Raw genomic sequence first — 16461 nt, 5'->3', positions numbered from 1 at the left:
CGGGCGCCGTGCTATGCCGAGCCGCATGGCAACGCCGCGAATCGCCGTTGTGGGCCACGTGGAGCACGTCACGCTCGGGCGCACCGAGGGCGTCCCCGGGCCGGGCGACATCGTTCACCTCCAGGACGCGCGCTTCCTGCCCGCCGGGGGCGGCGGCCTCGCCTTCGCGCAGCTCTGCCGGAGCGACGCCGAGGTCCACCTGTTCACGGCGCTCGGGCGCGACGAGGCGGCGCGGGCGGTCGAGGAGCGCATCCGGGCCGCGAACGAGCGCGTCCACGTCCACGCGGCGCGGCGCTCCGCGGCGCACCCGCGCGTGGTGATCTTCGTCGACGCCGACGGCCGCCGCACCATCATCGTCACCGGGAGCCCGCTCCAGCCCGCGGCGACCGATCCCCTCCCCTGGTCGCTGCTCGCCGACTGCGACGCCGTGTACTTCACCGGCGCCGACCCCGAGAGCCTGCGCCTCGCGCGCGCCGCGCGCCGCCTCGTGGTGACGGCCCGCAGGGGCGCGGCGCTCCGGGCCGCGGCGGTCGCGCCCGACGTGGTCATCGGCAGCGTCGCGGATCCGCGCGAGAACGCGCCGATCGACGCCTACGACCCCCTCCCCGGCGCGCTGGTGCTCACCGACGGGCCGCGCCCGGTGCGCGTCGTCCGGCGCGGGGGCGCGACGCTGGTGGACGCGCCGCCCGCGCCCGAGAGGGTCGTCGGCGACTACGGCGCGGGCGACAGCTTCGCGGGCGCGCTCACGTTCTTCCTCGCCCACGGCCTCTCGGTCGAGGAAGCCTGCCGCCGCGCCGGCCCGCACGGGGCCGCGGTGCTGCGCGGGATCGATCCGCTGGAGACGCAGGCGCCTCTCGTCGCGCCGTGATTGTCTCGGACTGGAGGGGGCCAGGTGGCCTGTCTCGTGCGGCGGTGGATGGCCGGGGGGCCTGCGGGAGAGCCCGCATCGTCCTCGACGACTAGAACACCCTATCCCGTTGAAACCCGGAGAATTTTCACAGGGCGGCGGGGAGGAAGAAAAAAAATGAATTTCTCCCTCTCGCCGTCTCTCGCTCCCCGCCTCCCCGCCTCCCTGTGAAATTCCTGCTTTTTCTCGTGGTTTCAAACCGTTTGTCGCTCTAGCCCCACGGGGCCAGCACGGCGCGGCGGAGCGCGAGAGCGCGCGCGAGCTGATACTCCAGGCGCTCTCGCCGCAGCTCCGGGATGATCGCGGCCAGCTCGCGGAGCGCGAGGTTCGCGTGCTCTTCCTGGAGCGCACCCAGGAAGCCGTCGACCCCGCGGAGCAGGCCGTAGTCCTCCCACACGGCGAGCTCGAGGAGATCGCGCAGGAGGCCGTCGAGCGCGGCGTGGTCGCGGGCGAGCCCGAGGTAGGCGCGCTCGCTCGCCGCGAACACCTCGCCCATCCGCGCGAAGGAATCGTCGACCTGCTCCATCATCTCGATGATCGCGGTCATCGCTGCCCGGTGCAGCGCCAGGCGCTCCAGATCCGACGCCATGCTCGACTCGAGGAGGTCGATCTGGCTCTCGACGAAGCTCGCGAGCAGATCCGTGGCGCGGTGATCGTAGTAGCCATCGGGTCCGGCGAGGCTGCGGAGCGCGGGCTCGAAGCGCGCGGGCGACACAGGGAACCGAGGCCAGTGCCCCCGGAGCGCGCGCGCCTCCAGCCGTCGCCGAGGCGTGTTGCGCATCGCGTCCGTGCGGTGGCTTGGACCGCTGTGCCAGACGCGCTTCCATGCCTTCTTCAGCAGCCACTCGCTCGCCTGCTCCTCCGCGTCGAGGACACCCGCCGGAGTCCGCGCGAGGCGCTCGATCCGGCCGCGAAGGTCGACCACCTGCGCGAGCATCGCCTCGGCCGCGTCGCCGCGGATGCCTCCACTGGCTGCGCGCGCGCGGAACTCCCGCGCGATCGCGTCGAGGCCGCGCGGCTCCTCCAGCGCGAGCCGCAGGAGCCATCGATCCCAGTGGCAGAAGGCGACGCCGTCGATCTCGCGCCACGTCTCCGGGCCGTAGCGCACGCCGTCGTCGAGCGGACGCTCTGCCGGGCGCGGCAGGCGCCTGGCGCGGGCATCGGCTTTCACAAACACCTCCGCTCGGTCCGCTCCGGGGAGATCCGGTCCGAGGTGCGCCCGCTGCCGAACAGGCATGCTTCGTTGCATCCGACCTCTCGCATCGCGGCGCAGGGTACGCGACCTGCGCGGCAGAGCCAGGGAGATGAGCCATCGAATCGTGATGGTTTGCGAAAGGCCCCCAACACATTCCGACGAGCAGACGGATTTTTCCTATCCAGAGACAGGAATCTGCTGCTCCGGACGCGGAATGTTCCCGCTAGAGGATTGATAATTCATGAAGACAGTTCGGAATGCAGCAGCGCATGGAGAACGGTTCGATGCGTTCCCCGCCCGGAGCGGCGTGCGCTCGGCGTTGTCATGCACAGGAAGGCTCCACGCGAGGCATCGTTTGTGGCATGAGCTGGCGCGCAGATGACGACGGGTTGCCACAAGCCCTCGCTCCTGGACGAGCGCCGCTTCTTCCGTGGTTGTCCTCGGGACGGTCGGCTGCTTCCCGGCGCCATGCAAGCGGCGCGTGGGCGCGTCGCTCCTCGCGTCGGGTCCGCAGGCGGCGGCGCAGGGGTTGCCTGAGATGGCTGCCCGCGGTACTGGCGCGGGGTGGGCCCGCGCGAAGCTGGCCATAGAGGCAGCCTTCGCGAGCTCCGGCAGGGCTCGGGTCGACCGCGTGAGCAAGGTGGGTCACGGCCTCTCCAGCGAGGTCTATGCTGCCCACGTCGAGCTGGTGCCCGATCCAGAGGGCCGCTCTGGCGCCCATGTGGCCCTTCTGCCGGTCACGGGCAGCGCCTCGCGGACGCTTGCAAGCTGGCAGCGAGAAGGCGCTCTCCTCGAGCGGATCGCCGCCCGCACGAGCGCGATCCGCGTGCCCACCTTGACGGCGATCGTCCCCATCGGAGGGGTCCACGTCGTCGTGCGACCTTACCTCGACGGGCTCCCCCTCGACCTGCGCGCCGGCCGCCAGCCCAGCGTGGCGCCCTGGGAGGTCATCGCACGCGTCGCCGCGACGGTGCATGCCATCGACGTGGACGACATCCCCGACCTCGGGGGACACGCCACGCGGCGCGCGCACGCCCTGTCGGAGATCTCGGCCCTCCATGGAGTCTCCGAGCTCCGCGAGGCGGAGCAGTGGGCGCTCGCTCATCTGCCGCAGGAGGAGCCCTCGACGCTCGTCCATGGGGACCTCCTGGGTCAGAACATCCTGCTCCACTGGGAGAAGCCGTTCGCCGTGATCGACTGGGAGTACGCGACGCGCGGCGATCCCGCGTACGACATGGCCATCGTCACGCGCGGGGCGAGGAGGCCGTTCCAGATCGACCACGGCCTGACGCGGCTCCTGGACGCGTACGCCACGCAGGGACGGCCGCGCATCGAGGCGTCGGCGGTACGCCTGTACGAGCTTTGCCTCGCTGGACGCTGGTACCGCAATGCGCTCGAGGGCAAGGGCGGCGGAGAGCCCCCGGACCAGAGCTTGGGACACGTCGAGAGAATCCTCCGGCGAGCCCGCGCGGCGGGCGGAGGACGCGAGCAGGGGTGAGGTGGGAGGGATATCGATGGCTACAAGCTCGCCCGCAGTGCATTGCGGCACACCCGGGTCCGGACCTCCTGAAACGATCTCCGAAGCGTCCGTCATACCACTGGTCTCGAGCAGCCTGGACACCGGCTCGTGGCAGCCGCGACCAGGAAAGTCTCCTCGACGCGGAGTTGCAGGCGCGCTTGGCCCGCGAGACGACGCAGGAATCCCTGAGATCCAAGAACGATCTCCACCGCGCGCCAGCAGGGCCGCGCGTTTCTCGTTCCACGCCGGCCACCGACGCGATATGCTCTGGAAGGTATGGTGCAGGTCACGCTGGACGAAGCATTGGCTCGCCTCGACGAGCTGATGGGGGCCGCGCGCGGCGGGGAGGCGGTCGTGATCGTGCATGGAGGGGCTGCGGTACAGCTCGTTCCAGTACCGACGCCCGCCGCGACGCCCGGGAAGCGGCGCAAAGCTGGCGGGGCCGCCGGCCAGATCTGGATGGCTCCGGATTTCAACGCGCCTCTCGACGACTTCGAGGAATACGAGCGGTGAGGCTGCTCGTCGACACTCATGCTTTCCTCTGGTTCCTCGCGAACGACCCGCAGCTCAGCCCCCGTGCGAAGAGCTTCCTTGAGGAGCCCACGAATGAGCTTGTGCTGAGCGTGGCAAGCCCATGGGAGATCGCCATCAAGGTGAGCCCGGGGTAAGCTGTCCATCCCCGGCGACGTCGAGACGTTCATCAAGCACCACATGGCGATGAACGACATCGAGCTCCTCGACATACGGCTACGACACGTCGCGCGCGTGAGCGACTTGCCATTCCATCATCGCGATCCGTTCGATCGTCTCATGATCGCGCAGGCGCTCGTCGAAGACATACCCATCCTGAGCCAGGACGTGGTCTTTGACGCATACGGCATCAAGCGCATCGGCTGATCCTGACCCACGAGCTCCCCTTCACGCCGGCGCCACGCCAGACCCACGCCGCCGCCCATACGCTCGTGGTTGGGCTCGGGCACTCCGGAAATGGCGCGCGGCACGACCGAGGTGCGGCGCGATGCGGCCAGCGCAGCCGCCTGCCCGAAGCGGCGACGGGCCGCGGTCGCGACAGAAGCCGTGCTGTGCCGCGCCGCCGGGCAGGGCCTACCCGGTCCGGCACCTCCGGCTTCTCCGCCGACGGGCAGCGCCGTCATGGCCGCGTGACAGCGGCGGTCCGCTGACCTGAACGCTGTCATGGCCATGTGACGGCGGCTGTCCGCGCCGCGGTCACCTGTCGCACCGCCGTTACACCGCCGCGCCGCCGCGCCGGGAGGGCCGCGGGCGATCCGCGGGTTCCGCGCCGCTCGCGGCCATGGCATGGCGCGTGCTATCTTTTCCGGATCGCAGGGCGGCGCGCATCGCCGCCGGCATCCTCGGTCGGCAAGCGTGCCGGGACGACGGCTTGAACCTCTCCGGAGGAGGAGATCGCAATGAAGCGCTCAGTCTTTGGGCTCGGGATGGTGATGGCGGTCGGGCTCCTCGCAGCGGCTTGCGGGCCGGAGTCGCAGCTCGACGGAGAGCTCGCCGGGCCGGGGCTCGAGGCGATGGCGGGCAAGCCCGGGTCGGAGGACACCAACGGCACCCCGAAGCTCGCGTGGGACACCTGGAAGGAGCCGGTGGCCCGCGCGCTGCGATTCCCGCTGCTCAACGGCGACGGCACCATCAACCAGGTGATCCTCGACCTCTGGATCCTCGGGGACCCCAGCGGCGACGGCGCGGGCGGCGAAGACGCGGGTGGCGAGTGGGTCTCTGGCCTCGAGGTCTTCGACCACACCGTCCGCTGCGCCCTCGCGAGCGGCACCGCCGTGACCCACAACGGCAAGTCCTACGTGGGGCGAGGCATGGTGGGCGGCGCGTCGGTCTGGACGAAGCAGGGGCTCCCCGAGAACGTGCTCAACAATGTGCTGGAGTGCGTGATCGCGTTCGTCAACGACAAGACCGATGGCGTCAACGTCCTGCTCACGGGCCCGAACGTGAACGACGACAAGGGCGAGCACGCCGAGTTCATGTTCGGCGAGGCGGTCTGGTGCGCGAACGCCACCGGCCCCGTCGCCGTGGATGTCTACCCGACGCGCTCGTTCGTGAGGGGGTGCGGGGTGGACGCCAAGGCCGCGCTGGAGCAGCGGTACTGCTACGAGCCGGAGGCTTGCAACCTCGTCTACAAGGGGATCGTTGAGCTCAACGAGGAGTGCGTGCGCGTGGGCGCGCCGGGAAGCGGTCAGTACAAGTGCAACGGCCAGGCGTGCACGATGACATGGCTGAAGGACCCCGACCCCGAGTGGTGCGTGCCCCCTGCCACGACGCCTCCGACTCCCCTGCCCCAGTGAGCCCCGGCGCTCCCGTGCGGCTCAGGGCGCGGCGGGGGCCGGCGCCTCGCCCGTGAGCGCGGGCGCCTCGCCCGTGAGCCGCCGCGCCTCGGCGAGGCGCGCGCCCAGCGTCCGGGCCCGCAGCGGGTTCGCGCGGATCGCCGCCTCGAGGGCCGCCACCTCCCGCAGCGTGTCCTGCCTCCGGGCGGCCGCGTCGGGCGCCGCCGCGGCGCGCAGGCGAAAGAGCGCGCCCTGCGCCGCGAGCGCCCGGTCGTGCCGCGGGTTCAGCCCGAGCGCCGCGCCCGCGTGCCGGAGCCCCTCGGCGATGTCGTCGGCGCCGTCCTGCCGGCGGCCCACCGTCCGAAGCGCGGCGCGGGCCTCGTGGATCTCGGCCAGCACCGCGTACAGCAGCGGATCGGCCAGCGGCTCGCCCAGCAGCAGCGGGCGGAGCGGGACGAGCGCCGCGTCGAGCCGCGCCGCGTCCGGACGGCCCCGCTGCGCGCCCCACCGGAACGCGAGGAGCTCCGCCTCGGCGCGCTGCACGCGGTCCCACACGTCCCAGGGCGTCTCGGACAGGCTGCGATCGAGCGTCTCGCGCACGACCTGGATCGCGGGCGCCGGGTCCTCGCCCCGCGCCATCCGCACGCGCGCCTCGAGCATCGCCAGCATCGCCCGCAGCGACTCCGGATAGCCGGCCACGCCTGGCTCCATTTCCCGCGCGCTCGCCTGCACGCGCGCGAACGCCGGGCCGGCATCGGCGCCCGCGTCGAGCGCGTACAGCGCCAGCGTGTGATCCAGCCAGAGCCGCCAATAGGGCGCCCCGGTCCACGAAGGGTCTTTTTGACGCATTGCGTCGATCACCTCGTGCGTGCGCTGGACGACCTCCTCGGGAGAGCGGCCGGCGCGGGCGAGGTGCTCGGCCTCGTAGACGCCGGTGATCAGCCGGGAGGTGCGCGCGCTGGCGAAGCCTGGATCGAGCGCGAGGACGCTGTCGCAGCGGGCCCGGGCGCGCTCCAGGGAGCCCGTCGGATCGAGGCCGCGCAGGGACTCGTAGCGGCCGCGCTCGGCGAGGACGCCGCAGAGCTCGTGGAGGGCCCAGGCGAAGTCGGGCTCGCGCTGGAGCGCGGCCTCGTAACCCTGGATGGCGCGCTCGAGGGCCTCGCCCTGCTCGCGCCCGGTCAGGTCCGCATGGTACGCCCGCGCCCGGAAGACGGAGGCGAGGACGTACCGCGCCATGGCGTCGTCCGGGCTCGTGGCGAGCGCCTCCTCGGCGCGCGCTGCCGCCTCGCGGAGCACCGCCCCGGCGTCCTCGCCCGGGGGCATCCTGCTCGCGACCCACCAGGCGAAGGAGCTGTGGACCCAGGCCAGCTTCACGCGCGCCTCGGGGCTGCGCGGGCTCGCCGCGAGCGCCCGCCCGCAGGCCTCGCGCGCCCGCTCGAAGCTCGGGCGCATCGGGTCGCGGCGCTTTCCGGCGGCGTTCATGGTCTGCGCCCAGAGCTCGCACGCGCCGGAATGAACCGATGGGTCGGAGCGGCCATGGTCCGCGGCGATCCCGTACGCCTCGGCGGCGCGATCGAAGTGGGCCTTCATCCTGTCGAAATCGAAGGCGGCGTCGTGGCGGTAGCGGCTCCCCATCGCGAAGAGCACGTCGCCCTCGAGCTTCTTCGCCTCGTGGAGCCAGGGCGCCTCGGCGAACGCGGCGCGGGCCTTCTCCAGCGCCTCCTCGTGCCTGCCCTCGGCGAGCGCGAGCAGCCCCTCGACGTACGCGGGCGCCTCGATCGCCGCGGGCCCGCCGGCGGCGCCGGCGAGCGCCGCGCGCAGGTGCGCGGCCGCCGGGGCCCGGTACTCGGCCTCCAGCGCGGCGATCCGGGCCTCGCGCTGCGCCTTGTCGTGGACGCGGCGGGCCTCCTCCAGGCCGCGGCGGTAGAGCTCGGAGAGCGCCGCGCCGGCGGCGTAGTCGAGCCCCGGCGACCGATAGCCGGCGCGCTCGGCCTCGCGGAGGTGCTCGAGGGCGGCGCGCGGCTCCTGGAGAGCGAGCAGGCCGCGGCCGAGCGCGTACTCGCCGGGGCCGCGGCCGAGCGCGCCCGCGGTCGCCATCCGGGCCTCCACGGCCTTCAGCCGGGCGCGGACGACGTCGCGCTCGCGCTCGACGTCGTGGAGGGGCATCCCGTGGGCGCCGCGGAGGAAGAGCTCCATCTCCTTGACGGTCTCGCCGACGGTCTGGCCGAGCTCGCGGGCGAGGGCGGCCTGCTCCGCGGCGGCGCGCCGGCTCCGGACGAAGAGGCCGGCGACGACGAGCGCCGCGAGGACGAGCGCGGCCGCGCCGAGGACCGCGGCCCGGTGCCGCCGCGCCTGCCGGGCGAGGCGGCGCGCGAGGGAGGCGCGGCGCGCGAGCACGGGGTCGCCGTCGAGGAAGCGCTGCAGGTCCTCGCCGAGCGCCCGGGCCGACTCGTAGCGGGCGCCGGGCTCTTTCTCGAGGCAGCGCAGCACCACGGCCTCGAGGTCCTGGGGGATGTCGCGGTCGAGGCTCCGAAGGGGCGGCGGATCGGCCTCGAGCACCTGGCGGAGGACGTCCATCACCGCGCCCCCCACGAACGGCGGGCGGCCGGCGAGCAGCGCGTGGAGGGTCGCGCCCAGGCCGTAGACGTCGGTCCGCCGGTCGAGGGAGCGCACCCTGCCGGCCGCCTGCTCGGGGGCCATGTACGCGGGGGTTCCGAAGAGGGCGCCGCCGGTGAGGGTGAGCCCGCTCTCGCCGACGTCGCGCGCGATGCCGAAGTCCATGAGGTAGGGGCGGAGCGCGCCGTCCTCGCCTCGCTCGATGAGGATGTTGCTCGGCTTGACGTCGCGGTGCACAAGGCCGAGCCGGTGCGCCTCGTGGAGCGCCGCGGCGATGGTCCGGGCGACGCGGACCTTCTCCTCGAGGGTCAGGTCGCCGCGGGCCTCCTGGAGGGAGCGGCCCTCGATGTAGCGCATGACGATGAACGGCACGCGATCGGCGACGCCGGCCTCGTGGACCTCGCAGACGTTCTCGTGGCGGAGGCGCGCCTGGGAGCGGGCCTCGCGCAGGAAGCTGCCGTCGACCTGCGCGCCCGAGGAGACGAGCTTGATCGCGACGCGGCGGTTGAGGCGGAGATCCCAGGCGCGGTAGACGACGCCCATGCCGCCGCGGCCGAGGAGGTGGAAGTCCTCGAAGCGGGCGTGGAGGGAGGGCGGGATCGGCGAGGGGTCGGCGGGCGCGCGGGCCGCAGGGAGATCGCCGGGCTCGTCGAGGCCGAGATCGGGGGTGGCTTCGGGGGCGGCGGGCGAGGACGGGCCGGTGACAGTCGCGTCGTCGCGGCCAAGCCGCGGGTCCGGCGAGGCGGCGGCGGGGACCGCGCGGAGGTCGAGGAGGCCGAGGTCGGGGGTGGCCTCGGGGGGCGCGGGCGGGGGCGGGCCGGTGACGGTCGCGTCGTCGCGGCCGCGCCGCGGCCCCGGCGAGGCGGCGGCGCGGGGGTCGTCGGTGTCCGCGGGGAAGATCATGGGATCAGCGGGCGCGGAGGCCGTAGCGCTGGATCAGGCGGTGGACGAGCTGGCGGGAGACGCCCATCGCGTCGGCCGCCTGCGAGATGTTGCCGCCGTGCTGGCGGAGCTTCTCGGTGAGGTAGGCGCGCTCGAGCTCCTCGAGCACCATCTCCCGCGCCTCGGGCAGCGGCAGCTCGAGGAGCCGGCGGAGGCGGGCATCGCCGGGGTCTGCGGGGGGTGCTCCGGAGGGCGATGCTGCGGAGGGGGCTGCTGCGCCGGATGGCGACGCGCCGGATGGCGACGCGCCGGATGGCGACGCACCGGGGGCAGCTGCGCCGGATGGCGACGCGCCGGATGGCGACGCGCCGGATGGCGACGCGCCGGATGGCGACGCGCCGGATGGCGACGCGCCGGATGAAGCGGACCGCGCGGGCTCCGGGCCGGAGATCCCCTGCGGCGCCCGCGGCGCGGCGCTGACGATCTCGTGGAGCAGCTCGGGGAAGAGCACGAGCCGCGCGACGGTGTTGCGGAGCTCGCGCACGTTCCCGGGCCAGTCGTGGGACTCCAGCAGCGGGAGCGCGCCCGTCGGCAGATCCGCGAGCGCGCGCGGCGGCTCGCGCGCGGCCAGGAACCGCTCGACCAGGAGCGGGATGTCGTCCTTGCGCTCCCGGAGCGCGGGGACGTGGACCTCCACCACCGAGAGCCGGAAGTAGAGATCGGCCCGGAACGAGCCGTCCTGGGCCTTCGCGCGCAGGTTCCGGTGCGTGGCCGCCACGATCCGCGCGTCGAAGGGGACCCACTCGTTCGAGCCGAGCCGCCGGATCTGCCGCCCCTCGATCGCGCGGAGGAGCTTCGGCTGGAGATCGAGCGGGAGCTCGCCGATCTCGTCGATGAAGAGCGTGCCCCCGCTCGCCTGCTCGAGCAGCCCCGGCCGCGCCGCCGCGGCGCCCGTGAACGCACCCCTGGCGTGGCCGAAGAGCTCGCTCTCCACCAGGCTCGGCGCGACGGCGCCGCAGTCCACGACCACGAAGGGGCCGTCCTTGCGGCGGCTCCGGGCGTGGATCGCCCGCGCCAGGACCTCCTTGCCGGTGCCGGACTCGCCGAGCAGGAGCAGCGTCTCGTCCGTCGGGGCCGCGCGCTCCAGCTTGGCGAAGAGGACGCGCATGGTCAGGCTCCGGCCCACCGCGTCGCCGAACGCATCCGCGGCGGAGAGCGGCAGGACCGACGGCGGGCCCGCAGCGCCGACGACGAGCTCGGAGCCGCCGACCGTGGCGGGCACGCCCGGCGGGAGGAAGGCCTCGAGGATGCGGACGTCGCGGACCAGCGTGCCGTTCTTGCTGCCCAGGTCGCGCAGGAGCACGCCGCGCTCGGTCATCCGGACCTCGCAGTGCCTGCGCGAGGCGCGGGGATCGGTGAGGACCAGATCGCAGTCGGCGCCCGCCCCGATGACGAGGGGGCGCAGCTCGAGCGGCGCGGTGAGCGCGCGCCGGTCCGGGAGCGTGACCGTCGCGGAGAGCGCGGGGAGCCGCAGGGAGCGACCCTGATCGAAGCTCGTGAGCGTGAAGGTCGCCCCGGGATCCTCGCCCATGAGCGCCATGGTGACCCTGGGGGGGTCCGCGTCAACCCGGAACCGGCGCGGCCATGGGAGCGTGGACCGGCGCGCGTGTGGGACCCTGCTGGAGCGGACTGTCATGCTACCGCGACAGCGGCCGTCATGCGCGCGTTACAGGTGTCCCGGCGGCGTGTCGGCGAGGGGCTCAGCGCTCGCGGGAGACGCGGGAAGCGGCCTGAAAACGCGTCGATCCGCGCCGTGCCGGGGGCGGCACACGGGTTGCGATGGGCCCTCTCGAACGCGACGAAACGCGGATCGAGGAGGATGCGGACATGACATCTCGTGACAGCGGCGCAGGCAAGATGGAGCACAGCGGGATCTTCGGAGCGCGGCGCGGGACGAGGCTCGGGCTCGTCGCCCTCGCCGCGCTGGCGAGCGCCGTCTCCATGAGCCGCCCGGCGGCGGCGGTGAGCGCCGAGCCGGGCCTGCGCGCGATCCCGCTCGACCCGACCGGCGCGACCTTCCGCGCCGAGGTGATCGGCGACGAGCACTTCGACTACCTCCGGATGGCGGACGGCACCATCGCCGTGCTCAACGATCTCACGGACGACTACGAGGTCGCCGAGCTCGGAAGGGACGCGAGCGGCGCCCCCGCGCTCGTCCCCTCGGGGATCCTGATTCGCGATCTCCGCGAGCTGGGCGGCCGCGTGGATCCGGCGCTGCTGCCGCGCATCGACGACGAGGAGATCGACGCCCTCTGGGAGGCGGCGACAGCGCGCGCCCCGAGCCCGCTCCCGCTCGCGGCGGGGACGACCCCGATCAGCGGGATCCGGCGGCCGCTGCTCACCATCCTCCTGGAGTTCACCCAGGGGGGCGGGATCACCGCCCCGAACGCGTTCACTGGCAACTTCGAGACCGACATCGCGTACTGGAAGCAGACCCTGTACGGGAGCCTCGAGGGCTCGGTGAACCACTACTATGCGGAGATGTCGCGCGGGAAGTTCTCGTTCACCCGCGCGCGGGAGACGCAGGGCACGGCGAACGACGGCATCGTCCGGATCAAGCTGCCGTTCGCGCACCCCAACAGCAAGAAGGACTTTGGCCTGCTCCAGCCGTACCTGAAGGAGGCGCTGGCGGCGGCGAATCCGTTCGTCAACTTCGCGTCGTTCGACGCGAACGGCGACGGCAAGGTCCGGGGAGACGAGCTCAACGTGCTCTTCGTCGTGGCCGGGTACGAGACGTCGAACAGCGGCAAGACGCCGTCCGTGTGGGCCCACGCGACGGGGCTCAAGGAGCCGATCACCCTCGATGGGAAGGTCTTGAGCAGCTATGCCGCGATCGGCGAGCGGCAGGTCCACAAGATCCGCGGCGTGGCCACCACGATGCCGGCCACCGTGGGGGTCATCGTCCACGAGCTCGGGCACTCGGCGATCGGGCTGCCGGATCTGTACAAGGGGCCGACCCCGCTCGGGGCGTGGTGCGTGATGGCGAGCGGGAGCTGGGGGACGACGAGCGGCTCGCCGGCTGGCTCCACGCCGGTGGCGATGGGCGCGTGGAGCCGGGTCCGGGCCGGGTTCCTGGCGCCGATCGTGATCCATCCGGGAGCGCCGGCGCAGGATATTCCGGTGGTCCAGTCGGCGGGCGCGGAGCTCTTCGGGCAGAGCGTGGATCCGACGATCTACAAGATCGAGACGTCGGATCCGGACCAGTACTTCCTGGTCGAGAACCGGCAGAACGAAGGGTACGACCGCGGGCTGCAGAAGTGGCTCGACTTCGGGGAGGTCTCTGGCGGTGTGGGGGTGTTCCGCGTCGACGAGGCGAGGTCGGCGGGCAAAGGGAAGGTCGCGTTCATGGCGAGCAACCCGAGCTCGACGAGCTCGGTGGAGAACCTCTACAACGAGGAGGGGGGAAGGACGTTCACGCCGTTCACGGATCCGAGCAGCGACGACGGGGATGGGCAGTTCACGGGGCTGTCGCTGACGGGGTTCAATGAAGCCGGGCCGATCATGCTGGCTCACGTGAGCTACGGGCCGTTCGGGTGCAACGCGATCACGGCGTCGATCGCGGAGCATGAGATCCACGGGCGGGTGCAGAAGCAGGTCGTGGACTTCGGGGACGAGCAGATGTTCCTGGGATACCGCACCACGGGGGGGCTGGAGGGGCTGGGGGTCGACAAGAACGAGGTCGTGACGCTCCACGTGGAGGCGCCGGGGATGTGGAGCGTGGGGGAGTGCGAGTGAGCCGGGGGGCCTGCTGTTCCTGAAGCGATCTAGCCCTACTTTCGCAACGCGCGGTCCTGACGTTTAGGAAGGCACTTGCTTTCCTGGCGCTGCGTTCTGTCGGCGTCTAGATGAAGAAAGACCCGGAAGCCAGCGGTCGAGCTCGAAGATGCGCGCAGCGCGCCGCTGTTCTGCATTCAGTTCGGGCGCGAGCGGGATCGTGGGGCGCCGTCCCTGGGCGCCAGTTGCGGTCCGGACCAGCGTGGCGCGGATGTCGCCGAGGCTGTCCATCATGGCGCGGGCGGAGGCGTCGGTGCCAAGGGCGATGCGTGCCAGGCTGACGAGCATCAGCCCGAGCACCGTCGCGAAGGTGTGAAGCCGCAGCGAGCCGTCGGCCCACTGATGGGAGGGACCCCAGGGCACAACGCCTCCTTTCTTCGAGCGACGGAAGAGCTCTTCGACGTTCCACTGGCCGCGAAAGGCATGGACGATGCGTTCGGTGCTCCAGGTGTGGTGGTCGGTGCAGAGCACACGCTTGCCCAGGCGCGTTGCCTCGAGCTCTCGCCGGCGAGCGGCGTCGACCCGCCAGCTCAGTGTCGGGGCCTGCTCCTGACCGTCGATCTCGACCAAGACGAAGCTGGCCAAGTGCTCGCGCGCGAGCGCCTTGCGTACGCGCTGCTCGAGGGACGCGCGTCGAATGCGGCCGGCCTCCACCAGTGCCTCAAGCCTGCCCAGTTCCTCCTTGGCCTTGGTCAGCCGCGCTTCGATGCCGCGCTTCTGCCCCTCGAGCAGCGTGAGGCTCTCAATGACGACGAGCGTGCGGTCAAGATCGCCGACCTGGGTCCGCACGCGGGCAGCGCGTACGTCCTCGTACTGTCCGGTCAGGTGCCGCATCGCGCCTTTCTGCGCAGCTTGCTGCAGCGCCCATTCGGCCGCGCTGTGTCCCAGGGGCAACGAGATGAGGCTGTAGTAGCCGGTGACTTCCAGATGAAGCTCCAGCTGAGGGCTCCAGAAGCCACCGTCGCGTACGAGTGTCCGATGACCGGGGCTGGTTCGCTGCTCCCCGGCGTCGAGCGCGCTGTGCAGCTCGCTCAGCCCTTGCAAGCATTCCTCGAGCACGGCCTGATCCGAGCTGTTGCCGCCGAAGGCGCGGTACAAGAGCGGCACGTGCCCGGTCTCGCTCACGAGCAGGCCGAGTCCTACCACCCGCAGGTCGCTTCGTTTGCTCTTGGCATGGCCGCGACGCGCCAGCTCGCCGGGGGTCGTTGTCGCGATGTGCGTGTCGAAGTTGGTCGTATCGAACGCCAGCACGTCGGCTGACAGAGCGAACCGACCGATCGCCGCCCGAGCGATCGCCACCTGGGCGGCCTCCAGCTCCTGATCGGTGACCTGCTGCGCGATGCGGTGAAACGCCTGCCCCGTGAATGCTGACCCGGGCAGGCACGAGACCCGCGGCAATGCGCCGTCGAGGAAGTCCCCCAGGTCACACTTCGGGCCTGGCGCGCATGCGCGCTGAAGCGCGACGGCGACAGCCATCTCGCCCACCGACGGCCCGTTCTTCGAGCCGTAGTCACCGCACGCCTCGTTGATCAGCCTCACGAGGTCGAGCTGCTCAGCAACCCAAACGAGCGCGCCGACGTCCCCCAGCGCCCTCGTCCCGACCGTCCGAGTTCGCCCGAGGTCGACCGTCGGCGGCGGGTCCGCCGGCCCGAGGACAACCTGCCTCGCGACCGAGCGACCCGCTGCCGCGTCCCACACCGACTGCGCCGCGATCCGGTAGCGGCGACCGTCCACCTCCCGCTCGAAGATGTGCATTTTCGTTCATGTAGCGACGACAGGTCGCCGCATCCAGGAGACGTGCACGATTTTCGGTGCGCGCCGTGCGTCTACACAGCCAACCCCTGTCGGCTTCGCGAAAGTAGGGCTAGAGGGGTGCGCCCAGGTTGCTTATCGAGGCGGTGGTCGCTGGCAGCGTGGTGCGCGGCGCGGGGCGGCGGATGTGGTCGGGAACGGGAAGCGTGGTCGGGAGAGCGGAGATGTGGTCCTCCCCCGCTTGCGCGGACAGTCTCACTATGCCGCGAGCGCGGTCACGTAGGTCTTCAATTCGAACTCGATCGGGTTCATGTAGGCGAGCCGTGAGCGCCGTCGTTTCAGGTTGTAGAAGTTCTCGATGTAGTCTCCGATCGAGGCGATGGCGGCCGCTCGCGTCGGGTAGCGCTCGTGCTCGACCAGTTCCAGCTTCAGCGTCGCGAAGAAGCTCTCCGCCACGGCGTTGTCGTAGCAGTCGCCGGCGCGGCTCATGCTCGGGATGAGCCCATGCGCTCCGAGCATCATGCGGTAGTCGTCGCTGGCGTAGGGGCTACCACGGTCCGAGTGGTGCACCAGCCCCGGCGCGGGTCGGCGTGCGGCCAACGCGAGCGCCAGCGCGCCGAGCGCCAGTGCGCGATCGTTGATCGCGCTCGCGGCCCAGCCGACCACGCGTCGCGAGAACAGGTCCAGGATCACGGCCAGGTACAGCCAGCCCTCGCCGGTGGGGATGTACGTCACGTCCGTAACCCAGACTTGGTTGGGCGCTTGAGCGTCGAACTGCCGCTCGATCACATTCGGGGCGATCGGGCCCTTGTGCCGCGAGTCGGTGGTGCGACGGAAGCGCCGCTTCCTGCGCGCCGCGAGCCGCTCCGCGCGCATCAGCCGTGCAACCCGCTTCCTACCGACACGTATGCCGCGAGCACGCAGTTCTGCGTGGATGCGCGGGCTGCCGTATCTGCCACGGCTCTTGCGGTGCGCGACCTGGATCTGGGCGCTGAGCTGTGCGTCTGCCTTGGCTCGTGCGGACTCCGAGCGCTTGGCCCACGCGTAGTAGCCGCTGCGCGAGACCTGCAGCACCGCGCAGAGCACCAGCACCGGATAGTGCGCCTTCTCCGCGTCGATGAACTCGAACCTCACTCGTTTTCCTTCGCGAAGAAGGCCGCCGCTTTTTTTAGGATCTCGCGCTCCATCTCCAGCCGCTTCACGTCGCGGCGCAGCCGCTGCAGTTCCTCACGCTCCGGCGTCGTCAGCGCCCCCGGCGGGCCGTGGCCCGCGTCGGCGTCCGCGTGCTTGATCCAGTCGCGCAGCGCCGTCTCGGTCAGGTCGAGGTCCTTCGCCACCTGGCCGATGCTCCGGTCGCCCGCCTTCGCCAGCCGTACCGCCTCCGCCTTGAGCTCGGGCGTGAACGCCCTCCTCTTTCTCCGTCCCATCCCTGGCTCCTGGTGCCTCCGGG

Annotated in this window: 11 protein-coding genes; 6 read left to right on the top strand and 5 right to left on the bottom strand. The window is 71.9% G+C overall.

From position 1 onward, the window contains the following. Nucleotides 1–25 precede the first annotated feature (25 nt). Nucleotides 26–868, top strand: a complete 843-nt coding sequence (locus WME85_RS19710; RefSeq protein WP_437840197.1) for a PfkB family carbohydrate kinase — start codon at nucleotides 26–28, stop codon at nucleotides 866–868. A gap of 250 nt (nucleotides 869–1118) precedes the next feature. On the opposite strand, the gene WME85_RS19705 is transcribed toward WME85_RS19710, so the two are convergent. Beyond that, entirely contained in the window at nucleotides 1119–2078 is a 960-nt protein-coding gene (locus tag WME85_RS19705; RefSeq protein ID WP_437840195.1) for a hypothetical protein, read from the bottom strand. A 655-nt stretch (nucleotides 2079–2733) separates the two neighbouring features. Between WME85_RS19705 and WME85_RS19700 the strand changes: the two genes are divergently transcribed. The 4 genes from WME85_RS19700 (at nucleotide 2734) to WME85_RS19685 (ending at nucleotide 5948) form a co-directional block, all read left to right on the top strand. Then, a complete protein-coding gene (locus WME85_RS19700; RefSeq protein WP_437840194.1) occupies nucleotides 2734–3600 on the top strand; it encodes a phosphotransferase family protein in 867 nt (288 codons plus the stop codon). A gap of 297 nt (nucleotides 3601–3897) precedes the next feature. Further along, nucleotides 3898–4134 (top strand): type II toxin-antitoxin system Phd/YefM family antitoxin, encoded by a 237-nt coding sequence (locus tag WME85_RS19695; RefSeq protein WP_437840192.1) that lies wholly within the window; start codon nucleotides 3898–3900, stop codon nucleotides 4132–4134. Nucleotides 4135–4332: 198 nt separating this feature from the next. Then, nucleotides 4333–4518 carry a type II toxin-antitoxin system VapC family toxin gene (locus WME85_RS19690; RefSeq protein WP_437840190.1) on the top strand — a complete coding sequence of 62 codons (186 nt, stop codon included), beginning with the start codon at nucleotides 4333–4335 and terminating at the stop codon, nucleotides 4516–4518. Nucleotides 4519–5051: 533 nt separating this feature from the next. Beyond that, a complete protein-coding gene (locus WME85_RS19685; RefSeq protein WP_437840188.1) occupies nucleotides 5052–5948 on the top strand; it encodes a hypothetical protein in 897 nt (298 codons plus the stop codon). A 21-nt stretch (nucleotides 5949–5969) separates the two neighbouring features. On the opposite strand, the gene WME85_RS19680 is transcribed toward WME85_RS19685, so the two are convergent. Continuing rightward, on the bottom strand, nucleotides 5970–9446 hold the full coding sequence (locus WME85_RS19680; RefSeq protein WP_437840186.1) for a protein kinase domain-containing protein: 3477 nt from the start codon (nucleotides 9444–9446) through the stop codon (nucleotides 5970–5972). 4 nt (nucleotides 9447–9450) lie between these two features. Further along, nucleotides 9451–11025, bottom strand: coding sequence for a sigma 54-interacting transcriptional regulator (locus tag WME85_RS19675; RefSeq protein ID WP_437840185.1), 1575 nt, complete (start codon nucleotides 11023–11025; stop codon nucleotides 9451–9453). A gap of 287 nt (nucleotides 11026–11312) precedes the next feature. Here WME85_RS19675 and WME85_RS19670 point away from each other — a divergent pair, with 287 nt between their 5' ends. Next, nucleotides 11313–13220, top strand: a complete 1908-nt coding sequence (locus WME85_RS19670; protein WP_437840184.1) for a M6 family metalloprotease domain-containing protein — start codon at nucleotides 11313–11315, stop codon at nucleotides 13218–13220. Between the two features lie 63 nt (nucleotides 13221–13283). Here the strand turns inward: WME85_RS19670 and WME85_RS19665 are convergent, their stop codons facing one another. Together WME85_RS19665 and WME85_RS19660 are read right to left on the bottom strand one after the other, a co-directional pair. After that, nucleotides 13284–15014, bottom strand: coding sequence for an IS1634 family transposase (locus WME85_RS19665; RefSeq protein WP_437840183.1), 1731 nt, complete (start codon nucleotides 15012–15014; stop codon nucleotides 13284–13286). A 255-nt stretch (nucleotides 15015–15269) separates the two neighbouring features. After that, a protein-coding gene (locus tag WME85_RS19660; protein WP_437840182.1) for an IS3 family transposase occupies nucleotides 15270–16438 on the bottom strand; the annotation gives its coding sequence in 2 pieces (ribosomal slippage) (nucleotides 15270–16183 and nucleotides 16183–16438; 1170 coding nt in all). Between the last annotated feature and the right edge of the window lie 23 nt (nucleotides 16439–16461).

The sequence above is a fragment of the Sorangium sp. So ce1153 genome, from assembly GCF_051521595.1.
In the GTDB taxonomy this organism is placed as follows: Bacteria; Myxococcota_A; Polyangia; order Polyangiales; family Polyangiaceae; genus Sorangium.
This window is presented reverse-complemented; position numbering and strand designations above follow the sequence as displayed.